This is a genomic window from Hominisplanchenecus faecis (assembly GCF_020687205.1).
Classification (GTDB): Bacteria; Bacillota; Clostridia; order Lachnospirales; family Lachnospiraceae; genus Hominisplanchenecus; species Hominisplanchenecus faecis.
The window spans coordinates 1-10,887 of sequence record NZ_JAJEQE010000074.1 but is presented as its reverse complement, the minus strand read 5'-3'; the positions used below and the strand labels follow the sequence as shown (position 1 = coordinate 10,887).

Sequence of the window (10,887 nt, the reverse complement as noted above, 5' to 3'; positions counted from 1 at the left end):
GAGCCGCTGTCTGAGCCTCGAAGAGGCGAGTTTAGGCGAAGGGCGGCTAACAGGCGAGCGAACCGAACAGGAAACGCAGCGTGTCAGGAGATTGTTTTCGAATCATCATGGCGTCATATTTTACATATAAGTTTTCTTAATGCCCATCTTCTTGCCCTTCGGACAAGAAGCATCCCTCGCTCTAAAGAGCTCAGTCGCTTTTTATTTGTTGCACATCACATTCAGCTGTTTTTGTGCCTTGAAATAGTCTTGAAACAAAATCGTCTTCATCCCAAGTTTCTTTGCGGCATCGATGTTTGCCGCATTGTCATCGATAAACACACATTCTTCCGGCTTTAAGTGATATTTCTCAAACAGGCTCTGGTAGATCACCGGGTCTGGTTTCAGGCATTTTACTTCATAGGACATCACACCGCCGTCCATCAGGTCGCAAAAATCAAGGTCGTTTCTGGTATACTGGCAGGTGAAATCACCATAGTTGGAAAGATAATAGACCTGATAACCCTGCTGCTTCAGAGAAGAAATCCAGTGTCTTGTATAAGGAAAACGTGTGATGCAGTCACCGAAGTGAGCAAATACCAGTCGGATATCATCTGCATATGCAGGACAGGAATCGACAAAAATCTGCTCGATCTCTTCGTAGGAAAGGCGGCCTTCATCGACCAGATTCCAGTTTGAACTTAAAAACATGGCCTTAGCGATTGCAGTGGTTTCTTCTTCTGGAAATTGAAAAGAAGCCAGATAGTCTTCCCAGTCAAAACGAACCAGAACTTTTCCGATATCAAAAACAATATTTTTAATCATAAGTAAATCCTTCTTTCTGAAATTAAATGGAACACGCATGTGACCTGATCAGAATCGCATGCCAAGTCTCACATGCGTTCGACTTGAACTGACAGAATCACGGTACATCATTGCACTTTATTTTAAGGTAGACAGAGGCGATTGTCAAATTGTTCAGGCTGGATATATGCATAATGGCAGAATATCTTACAAATGTTTGCGTTCTCTTAAGAAATACTTTATAACTTTTCCATTGCTTTTTCACAAATGCTTGTTAAAATATATTATGACAGAAGGGATGGAAGGCATAAACATGCACAATCCCGTAAATGTTCGATTTCATATCGGAGAGGAAAACAGAGGGTTCAGCAACTGAAAGAAGGGGAATCATTTATGCAGTACACAATGTATTATGAAGAGCAGCAGAAGATTGATTACGACGAGTATGGAAGATTGAAACAGCAGCTGCTTCAAAAAGAAGAAAATCAGAAATTTGAAAAATATACACTGCGAAAACTCAAATTCAGAGGGGATGAGTCAAACGATGCAGTGCCGCACTATTATCTGTGCGTGAAGAATCAGGATGAAGATGCAATTTATCTGGAAAAGAAATACATGCAGATGCATATCTGGCACCGTGCGTGTGCAAAACTGAACCGCACAGACTGTGACCGGATTTTAAGAGGCGATATTGAATGGATGAAAGACAGTAAGGAAGCCCTGTTTCAGGACTTTTATCTGCAGGCAACTCTGAACCATTTAAGTCCGGGAAATGTGATTGAATATCAGAAAGAAAGACTGAAATGCAAAGAAGGTTATGTGGCCTTTGTTAAAAAAGTCAGATGTGTGGTCGGCGGATGGGGCAACCTGTTCTGGCCGGAAGCTATGACCATCCAGTGTCTGGAAGAAAATAAAGTTCTGACAGTTTACAAAAAGAGAGTCAATCTTCCGAATACGATCTGGGAGATGATGCAGGGAACGGCGATCCTTTCCGAAGATATGGCATTTGCCTTTTAAAAAAGAAAACACTGCAGAAAGATGAAACAATTCTGCAGTGTTTTTTTATTTTTCACTGTCATCTTTATGGCTGAGTCTGTAAAGAAGAATGCAGGCATAAGAGACGACCGGGATGATAAATGTGCATGCGAAAGATGCACCAAATAATCCATGTGCCAGATCGCTGTCCATAAGTGAAAATAGAAAAGTAAGCAGATACAGAGCGATCAGAATCACAGCACCCGCAAGTGCAAAGATGCGTTTTGCTTTTTTCATAAAAATCCTTTCCTGTTATTACTCTTTTGCTTCCGGCAGAGGAGAATAAATATTCTTTTCGGTTCGAAGGACATAGTGTGTACGGGTCTGACGTACGCCGCCCTGGTCTTTGATCCAGTGGTGGATCTGCTCCAGATGTTCGGAAGACTGACATGCGATTTTCAGTAAATAATCAAATTCTCCGGTGAGATAATAGCAGGAGATGATATTTGGATTCTTTTTGATGTTTTCAATGAAAAGTTCGTTGTATCTTGGATGTTCAAGGCTGATCTCCATCAGTGCAGTGACATCATTTCCGGTTTTCTTTTCATCCGTGATCACAGTATAAGATTCAATAACACCGGAAGATTCCATTTTGCGAATACGGTCGATCACGGTGGATACGGACAAATGTATCTCCTTGCTGATATCGGAAGCAGACTGTCTTGCGTTTTCTTTCAATTTCATTAAAATCTGCTGATCTAAATAGTCCACGATAGATGGACCTCCTTTCGTAAAAATTGATATAGCTGGTAAAGAACATTATCGTACTTTTTGGACAGTTTGTCAAAGAATTTTGTGATTATGTTGTATAAAAAACAAAAAAAGGTTCATACTACGAGTATACCAAAGAGAAATATAATACTTATCCTCCCCTGATCTCCCGCGGACGACACAAAGAGGTGCGGCTGCGGGGGATTTTTTTGCGGTCTCTTGCTTTACAAAAAAGCCAAAGTATTATATAATACAGGGCATGGGGTTTCTGCGAAAAAGACAGAGCCTGCCGAATGACGGGATAGATATTCCGATAATTTACAACAAAAATAAAGGATGGTAAGCATATGGGATTATTACAGCAGTGGAGAGACACAGCGTACTCTCAGCAGACAGATAAAAAGGTACTTCAGAAATTCTGGACGGATTATTTTATGATAGAAAAAGGGATTTATGAAAAGCTGCTCTCAGAGCCGGATGTAAAAGTAAAAGGCACAGTCAAAGAGCTGGCAGCAAAATATGAGATCCCGGTTATGACCATGGTTGGATTCCTGGATGGTATCGATGAGAGTCTGATCGTTCCGAACCCGATCGAAGAGATGGACGAGGATACCGAAGTAAACCTGATCTTTGACAAGGAAAAACTGTACAAAAACATGGTAGATGCAAAAGCAGACTGGCTGTACGGTCTGCCGATGTGGGACAATATCTTTGACGAAGATAAAAAGAAAGCACTTTACCGTGAAGCAAAGAAAGCAAATACGGTTATCAAAGGCAAAAAAGTAGGCAGAAACGATCCGTGTCCATGCGGAAGTGGAAAGAAATATAAATTCTGCTGCGGAAAGAATGCATAAATAAAGAGAGCGGAGCTGCGGTGGCCTGGACACAGGCTGCTGCGGCTCATTTTATCTCAGTCGAGAAGACTCCCACTTCTGCAAGTGGTGAGTAATAACAAGTCTTTCTTGGTGGGAGTACAATCTCCGACTAAAACGGAGTGCAGACTGTACGGCGATTCTGTCGGGTAAATGTGGGAAAAATTTCTGTATGTGGATCATGCTATAAAAGGAGGGTGAGTGGAATATGGAACTGATTTTAGGGATTTTGGGGCTTTTGTGTGCCCTGTATTTTGCTTTGCTGGTTTCCATCGGGATGGATTTTTCATGGATCTGGCTTGTGGGAGCGGTACTTTTCTGGGGGATCGCAGCCGTGCACAAGTATACTGTTCTTCATTCGATCGTGATCGCAAAAGGACTGAAAATCGCAGTGATCACAGTTTTTGCGATCGGGCTTCTGGTATTTGTGATTGCAGAAGGGTGTATCGTCAGCCGGATGTCCGCAGAACCGAAGGAGGATCTGGATTATATGGTCGTCCTCGGGGCACAGGTGCATGGAGAAAGACCGAGCAGAGCACTGAAGCTGCGTCTGGAGAAGGCGGCACAGGAGTGGGAACGCTGCGGAAAGCCGACTTTGCTTTTGTCCGGCGGACAGGGAGACGGCGAGAGCATTACGGAAGCAGAGTGTATGAAGCGATTTTTGGTGGAAAAGGGTATTCCGGAGGATAAAATGATACTGGAAGACGAGTCTGTCAGTACGATGGAAAATCTGCAGTTCTGTGCACGACTGTCGGACTGCAAAGAAAAGAAGACCGGGATCGTCAGCAACAATTTTCATGTTTATCGTGCCCTGAAACTTGCGAAAAAGCAGGGCTATCAGGATGTCTGTGGCGTGGCGGCGGGCTCGGACTGGCGGTATCAGATCCATTACATGGTGCGGGAAGCCTTTGCACTGGTCAAAGAAAAGATTAAAGGAAACATTTGATGAGAGGTGTGAACTATGATAGACAAAGAGAGGATTACCAGACAGTTTGTAAAACTGGTTTCCATCGATGCTCCTTCTTACAGAGAAAGAGAGATGGCAGATTATCTGACAAAAGAGCTGGAAGAGCTGGGCTTTTCGGTGGAAGAGGATGATGCATGGAAGGTTTATAGCGGAAACTGCGGAAATCTCTATGCACACCGTCCGGGCAGCGGCAGTCCGCTGCTGCTTGGCATGCATATGGATACGGTGGAGCCGGCAAAAGGCAAAAAAGCAGTTGTGCATCCGGACGGAAGGATCACAAGCGACGGCACAACGGTGCTCGGAGCAGATGATATGTCCGGTGTGGCAGCAGTTTTAGAAGCACTGCATCATTTAAAAGAAGAAAACAGACCGACCAGAGAGTTAGAGATTCTGCTCAGTATCGGAGAGGAAAAGCACGTAAAGGGAGCCAAAGTGTTTGATTTTTCAAAAATACAGGCAGAAAAATCGATCGTGCTTGATATGAGCGGCGAGATCGGTACGGCAGCAGTGCAGGCTCCGAGTCAGATCGCATTTACGGTAAAAGTACGTGGAAAAGCATCACATGCCGGATTTGCACCGCAGGACGGCGTGCATGCGATCCGGATCGCAGCGACGGCAATCGCAGAGATGGCGATAGGCAGGATCGGAGATGATACAACCGTCAATGTCGGACACATCGAAGGCGGCCGTGCCAGCAATATTGTCCCGGATTACTGTGAGGTATCCGGTGAGCTTCGCAGTTTTTCACATAAAAAAGCGCTGGAAGAACTTGCGAAGGTGGAGCAGATTTTTGCGAAAGAAGCAGAAAAATGCGGCGGCAGTATCGAATTTATCCGGGATATCTGCTATCAGGCCTATAAAACGGACGAAAACGAAAGTGTTGTAAAAGAATTTCAGAAGGCATGTACGGCGTGCGGCATCAAGAGCAGCCTGATCGCGACCTTTGGCGGCAGTGACCAGAACAAAATGTCTGAGCATGGCATCCCGGGGATCGTCATGGCATCGGCGATGCATCAGGTACATTCCTGCCAGGAATATACCGAAGTGTCCGAAATGGCACAGGTGGCAGGGATCGTCAGCGAACTGCTGCAAATGAAAGAGTAAAACTTAACATTCTTAATATTCTCATAAGTCCCTTGTATTTGCAGGGGACTTATATTATACTCCGAGTGTATGGTAAGTACTAGTACACTATAATACATCAGATGTGCACAGAAAAATATGTCATGCGATGCATGGCGTGCACCTCGCAGCAAGAATGCCAGAGGCATTCTTGAATATGAAAAGAAAGCAGGGATGATGTCATGATCGTGATTGACAGTCAGAGCAGACAGCCAATCTATGAGCAGATCGTAGAACATGTAGAGAGTCTGATCGCAGCGGGCGTGATGAGCCAGGGGGAGCAGCTTCCATCTGTGCGGGCACTGGCGGTGGAGCTTTCTATCAATCCGAATACCATCCAGAAAGCATACGCGATTCTGGAAGAACATGGAGCAATTTATCCGGTGAAGGGAAAAGGAAATTTTGTCTCGGAAAAAGATAAGGTGACGGATCGGATGAAGGGACAGTGCTTCGGGCGGCTGAAAGAAACCGTGGATCAGGCGAAAAAACTTGGAATCAATGAGGAGGAGTTTTCGATAAAGGTCAGAACGTATTACAGGGAGGGAAAACATGATTGAAGTAACGGGTGTAAACAAAATGTTTGGTGAGATCAAAGCACTGGACAACATTGTGGCAACCATTCAGGAAGGCAGCATTTTCGGGCTGATCGGGACAAATGGAGCCGGTAAGAGCACACTTCTGCGTGTGATCAGCGGAGTTTTGAAGCCGGATACCGGCATGGCACTGATCGACGGGGAGAATGTCTATGAAAATCCACAGGCGAAAGCGAAGATTTTCTTTCTTCCGGACAATGCCTATTTCTTTCAAAATGCAACGGCAAAAACGATGGCAGAATATTATCAGGTGATCTATCCGCAGTTTGATATGGAACGCTTCCGGGAGATGGTCTCCGGATTTGGACTGGAATTTACAAGGAAGCTGTCCACGTTTTCCAAAGGCATGAAACGGCAGGTGGCACTTCTTCTTGGCGTCTGTGCCGGAACAAAATATCTGATATGTGACGAAAGTTTTGACGGACTGGATCCGGTTGTACGTCAGGCAGTGAAGAGCATTTTTGCATCTGAAATCATGAAACGGGACTTTACACCGATCATCGCATCGCACAATCTGCGTGAGCTGGAAGATATCTGTGACCATGTAGGGCTGCTGTACAAAGGAGGCATTCTGCTGTCGAAAGAACTGGAAGAAATGAAATATCACATCCATAAAGTGCAGTGCGTATTTCAAAATGCTGGGGACGAAGAGGAAATCCTTGCAAAACTGGAAGTGCTGCAGCATGAAAAACGCGGCTCTGTTATGAGCATTGTGGCACGAGGAACAAAGCAGGATATTCTGATGGCCATTCAGGAGAAAAGCCCGATTCTGGCAGAGATTCTTCCTCTGACATTGGAAGAAATTTTTATCAGTGAAACGGAGGTGGCTGGTTATGACATCAAAAATTTCATTTCTTAAGCTGATGCAGGAAGACGCAAAAAGACGAAACTGGATGCTGGTATTCCTTACGGTTCTTTTTTTCGTATGCTATCCGGTGTTGATGATGATCGGGCTGGACAATATGATGACGGTAAATGATGCCTGGAGAGAACGAGTGGCACTTGAGGTTCTGGCACCCGGAAATATCGGTATGGCACTGGTTATGACAGTTGCCGCAGCTATGATTGCGGCATCAGAATTTGCTTATCTGCACAGTAAAGAAAAAATGGATCTGTATTACAGTATTCCGGTTCGCAGGAAAAAGCTTTTTATGAGCGGATATATGACAGGATTTCTGATGTTTGTCGGAATTTTTGTGGCATCTGAAATACTTGCCGTGCTTGTTGCGGCTGCAAAAGGTGTTTCTCCTTCACTGCTGTGGCTTCCGTTTTTAAAGGGGAGTGTGCTGCATATCATAGAATTTCTGTTTATTTACAGTGCGGCTGCTTTTGCCATGCTTTTTACCGGCAATACGGTGATTGCTGTATTTGGCATGATGGTGATCGCCGGTTATGGTCCGGCGGTGACTGTGATCACAGAAGCTTATATTGACCTGGGATTTTATACTGCTTTAAAAACACTCAGGATCTGGGAAATTTCTTATACAACACCGGTTGGTATTTTACTTTATATGGAGCGGGGAATTTCACAGGGAACGCCGTGGTTTGGGGCGGCATGCATGACGCTTGCCGGAACGCTTGCGTTTTTGGTGGCAGATTTCTGGATGTGCACACACCACAAGGCAGAATGCGGAGGTATGGCACTGACTTTTCCGAAAACAGAGCAGATCCTGAAAATCCTGATGGTACTTCCGGGGGCACTTGCTGTTGGCATTGCGGCCTACAGCATGAACGGAGCAAATCAATATTACTGGCTGTTTGCAGGATTCATTTTCGGAGTGCTGGTGCTCGGCATGCTGATGGAGTTTATCTATCACAGGGATGTAAAACTGGCATTTGCACATAAAACCGGAACAGCTGTTACACTGGTGGCAGGCATTTTTATGATCTGTGCACTGGTCTTTGACTGGCCGGGATATAATCATTGGATGCCGGAAAAAGAAAAAATCAAAGCAATGTCTGTGTGCAGCAGATCGGGACTTGGATCGGCTGTTTATGGAAACTGCTATATAACAGAAAATCAGATGCAGAGTCTGGAAACACTGCATGACATTGAAAATCGACTGGATATGGAACAGACAGAACAGTTTGATGAGATCTATGACCTGGTAGAAAAAGCCCATGCAGAGAAAAAGCGTGGGTACAGTGAAGATGGCAATGTGAATGAAATGCTGGTAAAATTTATTCTGCAAAATGGAAAAACAGAATACCGCCGCTATTTTATCCTGGATGATGTCTGGAATGCGGCGGAGGAGAAACTGTGGCAGCAATCCTGGTATCAGAAGCTGTGTTACCCGATTCTTTCGGATGATCCGCAGTATGCAGAAAAAAAGCTGACCGAAGTCAATCTTTCCTATTTTTATGGAGATGATTGTGTCATGGACGGAGAAGACGCAAAAGAAGTCTATCGCATTTACAGAAAAGAACTGACAGAAAAAACAATGCAGGAGATCAAAACAATTCCGAGTGAAGAAAAGAATTTTGCAGCAGATACAGAAAACATGGATGGATACAACTGTGAACTTTATTTTTCTTTTGAAGAAAAAACAAAAGACAAGAGGATCATTTGCCAGGAATATGGTTATCCGATTCAAAAAGATTTTACGGAAACTTGGAAAAAAATAAAAGAAATCCAGAAAAAGAGTAGATAACTTACCGGAATAAAAAATAAAAAAACGCAGATACTATCGAGGAAATTGCAAGAACCGCTCTGCGGGAAAGCAATTTATAAAAAAATGGGTCAAAAGGAGGTAGTATCATGGCGATGTTAGTATGTTCGGCACAGAAATGTGTATACAATGACGGGATGTACTGCAGTAAAGGTGATATTAAAGTAGGCGGTGAAAATGCGACCAGAGTACAGGAAACCTGCTGTACAGATTTCACTGAACGAACCACACAGGGAGCGAAAAGTTCCATGGGCAGTGCTTCGCAGAAAATCAATGTTGCATGTGAAGCCTGTCACTGTGTATACAATGATGAACACAAATGCACCGCAGGTCAGATTGGTATTGTAGGAGCCGGGGCATGTACCTGCGAGCAGACAGAATGTGGAACATTTAAATGTAACTGCGGAAAATAAAAAAAGGGGTTGACACCTGCCGGTAAGTATGGTAACCTATTTAAGGTTATTGAGAAAACAAAGCAGAGTGTCCACTCTCACCGTAGCACAAAAAGTGACTATCGGTTAATAAAGTTCAGAAACAGAGAGATTTGTTTCAGGGGAAACGATTATTAGGTGGACAGTTATGCTGTCCACCTTTTTCTGGTCTATGAGGGAGCAAAGGTGGTACACGCATTAATGGAGGTGCAAAACTATTAGCGAGTTAATGATTAATGAACAGATCAGAGACAGAGAAATACGTCTGATCGGCGAAGATGGACAGCAGCTTGGAATTATGTCATCCAGAGAAGCTATGAAGATCGCAAGAGAGGCGGAACTGGATCTGGTAAAGATTGCGCCGCAGGCGAAACCACCGGTATGCAAAATCATTGATTATGGAAAATACCGTTACGAGCTGGCAAGAAAAGAAAAAGAAGCAAAGAAAAAACAGAAGACGATTGAAGTAAAAGAAGTTCGTCTTTCCCCGAATATCGACAGCAACGATCTGAATACCAAGATTGCTTCAGCCAGAAAGTTTATTGAAAAAGGTAATAAAGTAAAAGTAACACTCAGATTCAGAGGACGTGAGATGGCTCACGTACAGTCAAGCAGACATATCCTGGATGAGTTCGCAAAAGCACTGGAAGATATCGCACTCGTAGATAAGCCGGCCAAGATGGAAGGCAGGAGCATGGCGATGTTTTTAACCGAAAAACGTTCCTAAGAACGCAGGGTTAAAATAGAACGGCCAGAACCGGAAGGTTACAGCCGATAAACAGAATTTATACAAGGAGGAAAACGTAAAATGCCAAAAATTAAAACAAGCAGAGCAGCTGCAAAACGTTTCAAAAAGACAGGTGCAGGAAAACTGAAAAGAAATAAAGCTTACAAGAGCCATATCTTAACAAAAAAATCCACAAAGAGAAAGAGAAATCTGAGAAAAGCAATCATCACAGATGCTACAAATTTCAAGAACATGAAGAAGATTTTACCTTATTTATAAGAATAAGCGAAGGAGGAAATAAGACATGGCAAGAATTAAAGGCGGCATGAACGCTAGAAAGAAACATAACAGAGTACTGAAACTGGCAAAAGGTTACAGAGGTGCTCGTTCCAAACAGTATAGAGTTGCAAAACAGTCTGTAATGAGAGCACTGACAAGTGCTTATGCAGGAAGAAAACAGAAAAAACGTCAGTTCAGACAGCTGTGGATCGCTCGTATCAACGCAGCAGCAAGAATCAATGGTCTGTCTTACAGCAAATTCATGTATGGACTGAAACTGGCAGGTGTTGAAATGAACCGCAAGATCCTGGCAGACATGGCAGTTAATGATGCAGAAGGATTTGCAACACTGGCAGAGCTGGCAAAATCTAAACTGGCATAATACCAGGAAAGCAGCTGTTTACACAGCAAATGTGAGAGTTAATAAGATGGAAGAGGAGCTTGAAAAAGCTTTTCTTCCATTTTTTTTATTTTTTTGTTTATACCGGGGAGAAGCCTGAGACATAACGCTATTTTGGATGAGCCTGTTTTGGATTTGAACTTGGTTTGGATATTATGAAATGTAATGTATAGAAAAAAAGAACTCGCAGTCTGCTCTGTGAGCTCTTTTAAACAGAAAATAAAAAGTGCGGAAGGCGGGACTTGAACCCGCACGGTATTGCTACCACAGGCACCTGAAGCCTGCGCGTCTGCCAATT

Annotated in this window: 15 protein-coding genes; 11 read left to right on the top strand and 4 right to left on the bottom strand. The window is 43.7% G+C overall.

Features of this window, described 5'->3' with window-relative positions; genetic code table 11:
* Window positions 1–201 precede the first annotated feature (201 nt).
* Entirely contained in the window at window positions 202–804 is a 603-nt protein-coding gene (locus LKD42_RS14310) for an HAD family hydrolase (RefSeq protein ID WP_248836093.1), read from the bottom strand.
* 372 nt (window positions 805–1,176) lie between these two features.
* Between LKD42_RS14310 and LKD42_RS14305 the strand changes: the two genes are divergently transcribed.
* Window positions 1,177–1,800, top strand: a complete 624-nt coding sequence (locus LKD42_RS14305; protein WP_248836092.1) for a hypothetical protein — start codon at window positions 1,177–1,179, stop codon at window positions 1,798–1,800.
* Between the two features lie 45 nt (window positions 1,801–1,845).
* Here the strand turns inward: LKD42_RS14305 and LKD42_RS14300 are convergent, their stop codons facing one another.
* The gene (locus LKD42_RS14300) at window positions 1,846–2,055 is read right to left on the bottom strand and encodes a hypothetical protein (RefSeq protein ID WP_022119064.1); all 210 of its coding nucleotides are present in this window, start codon (window positions 2,053–2,055) and stop codon (window positions 1,846–1,848) included.
* A gap of 18 nt (window positions 2,056–2,073) precedes the next feature.
* Window positions 2,074–2,529 (bottom strand): Lrp/AsnC family transcriptional regulator, encoded by a 456-nt coding sequence (locus tag LKD42_RS14295; protein ID WP_022119063.1) that lies wholly within the window; start codon window positions 2,527–2,529, stop codon window positions 2,074–2,076.
* A 347-nt stretch (window positions 2,530–2,876) separates the two neighbouring features.
* Between LKD42_RS14295 and LKD42_RS14290 the strand changes: the two genes are divergently transcribed.
* The 10 genes from LKD42_RS14290 (at window position 2,877) to rplT (ending at window position 10,571) form a co-directional block, all read left to right on the top strand.
* Complete coding sequence (locus LKD42_RS14290; RefSeq protein WP_022119062.1) at window positions 2,877–3,383, top strand: SEC-C metal-binding domain-containing protein; 507 nt, start codon at window positions 2,877–2,879, stop codon at window positions 3,381–3,383.
* 226 nt (window positions 3,384–3,609) lie between these two features.
* A complete protein-coding gene (locus LKD42_RS14285; RefSeq protein WP_248836091.1) occupies window positions 3,610–4,347 on the top strand; it encodes a YdcF family protein in 738 nt (245 codons plus the stop codon).
* 15 nt (window positions 4,348–4,362) lie between these two features.
* A complete protein-coding gene (locus LKD42_RS14280; RefSeq protein WP_248836090.1) occupies window positions 4,363–5,472 on the top strand; it encodes a M20/M25/M40 family metallo-hydrolase in 1,110 nt (369 codons plus the stop codon).
* 200 nt (window positions 5,473–5,672) lie between these two features.
* Window positions 5,673–6,047, top strand: a complete 375-nt coding sequence (locus LKD42_RS14275) for a GntR family transcriptional regulator (protein WP_022119059.1) — start codon at window positions 5,673–5,675, stop codon at window positions 6,045–6,047.
* Window positions 6,040–6,942 carry an ABC transporter ATP-binding protein gene (locus tag LKD42_RS14270; RefSeq protein ID WP_248836089.1) on the top strand — a complete coding sequence of 301 codons (903 nt, stop codon included), beginning with the start codon at window positions 6,040–6,042 and terminating at the stop codon, window positions 6,940–6,942. Before LKD42_RS14275 ends, LKD42_RS14270 begins: the two co-directional genes overlap by 8 nt.
* On the top strand, window positions 6,917–8,734 hold the full coding sequence (locus tag LKD42_RS14265) for a DUF6449 domain-containing protein (RefSeq protein WP_248836088.1): 1,818 nt from the start codon (window positions 6,917–6,919) through the stop codon (window positions 8,732–8,734). The genes LKD42_RS14270 and LKD42_RS14265 overlap by 26 nt, the downstream gene beginning before the upstream one ends.
* Before the next feature lie 107 nt (window positions 8,735–8,841).
* On the top strand, window positions 8,842–9,165 hold the full coding sequence (locus tag LKD42_RS14260) for a DUF1540 domain-containing protein (protein WP_022119056.1): 324 nt from the start codon (window positions 8,842–8,844) through the stop codon (window positions 9,163–9,165).
* Between the two features lie 247 nt (window positions 9,166–9,412).
* A complete protein-coding gene (gene infC / locus LKD42_RS14255) occupies window positions 9,413–9,910 on the top strand; it encodes a translation initiation factor IF-3 (protein ID WP_147631201.1) in 498 nt (165 codons plus the stop codon).
* Between the two features lie 81 nt (window positions 9,911–9,991).
* The gene (gene rpmI, locus LKD42_RS14250; protein WP_022119054.1) at window positions 9,992–10,189 is read left to right on the top strand and encodes a 50S ribosomal protein L35; all 198 of its coding nucleotides are present in this window, start codon (window positions 9,992–9,994) and stop codon (window positions 10,187–10,189) included.
* Window positions 10,190–10,214: 25 nt separating this feature from the next.
* On the top strand, window positions 10,215–10,571 hold the full coding sequence (rplT, locus tag LKD42_RS14245) for a 50S ribosomal protein L20 (protein ID WP_022119053.1): 357 nt from the start codon (window positions 10,215–10,217) through the stop codon (window positions 10,569–10,571).
* Window positions 10,572–10,609: 38 nt separating this feature from the next.
* On the opposite strand, the gene LKD42_RS14240 is transcribed toward rplT, so the two are convergent.
* Window positions 10,610–10,887 (bottom strand): hypothetical protein (locus tag LKD42_RS14240; protein ID WP_248836087.1); only part of this gene is annotated, 278 nt, incomplete at its 5' end.

What these genes read in the sequence shown, in the direction of transcription:
- infC (WP_147631201.1), top strand. Translation starts at nt 9,413, where the DNA reads ATGATTAATGAACAGATCAGAGACAGAGAAATACGTCTGATCGGCGAA.
- LKD42_RS14305 (WP_248836092.1), top strand. Translation starts at nt 1,177, where the DNA reads ATGCAGTACACAATGTATTATGAAGAGCAGCAGAAGATTGATTACGAC.
- rpmI (WP_022119054.1), top strand. Translation starts at nt 9,992, where the DNA reads ATGCCAAAAATTAAAACAAGCAGAGCAGCTGCAAAACGTTTCAAAAAG.
- LKD42_RS14270 (WP_248836089.1), top strand. Translation starts at nt 6,040, where the DNA reads ATGATTGAAGTAACGGGTGTAAACAAAATGTTTGGTGAGATCAAAGCA.
- LKD42_RS14275 (WP_022119059.1), top strand. Translation starts at nt 5,673, where the DNA reads ATGATCGTGATTGACAGTCAGAGCAGACAGCCAATCTATGAGCAGATC.
- LKD42_RS14310 (WP_248836093.1), bottom strand. Translation starts at nt 804, where the DNA reads ATGATTAAAAATATTGTTTTTGATATCGGAAAAGTTCTGGTTCGTTTT.
- LKD42_RS14280 (WP_248836090.1), top strand. Translation starts at nt 4,363, where the DNA reads ATGATAGACAAAGAGAGGATTACCAGACAGTTTGTAAAACTGGTTTCC.
- LKD42_RS14260 (WP_022119056.1), top strand. Translation starts at nt 8,842, where the DNA reads ATGGCGATGTTAGTATGTTCGGCACAGAAATGTGTATACAATGACGGG.
- rplT (WP_022119053.1), top strand. Translation starts at nt 10,215, where the DNA reads ATGGCAAGAATTAAAGGCGGCATGAACGCTAGAAAGAAACATAACAGA.
- LKD42_RS14290 (WP_022119062.1), top strand. Translation starts at nt 2,877, where the DNA reads ATGGGATTATTACAGCAGTGGAGAGACACAGCGTACTCTCAGCAGACA.
- LKD42_RS14265 (WP_248836088.1), top strand. Translation starts at nt 6,917, where the DNA reads ATGACATCAAAAATTTCATTTCTTAAGCTGATGCAGGAAGACGCAAAA.
- LKD42_RS14285 (WP_248836091.1), top strand. Translation starts at nt 3,610, where the DNA reads ATGGAACTGATTTTAGGGATTTTGGGGCTTTTGTGTGCCCTGTATTTT.
- LKD42_RS14300 (WP_022119064.1), bottom strand. Translation starts at nt 2,055, where the DNA reads ATGAAAAAAGCAAAACGCATCTTTGCACTTGCGGGTGCTGTGATTCTG.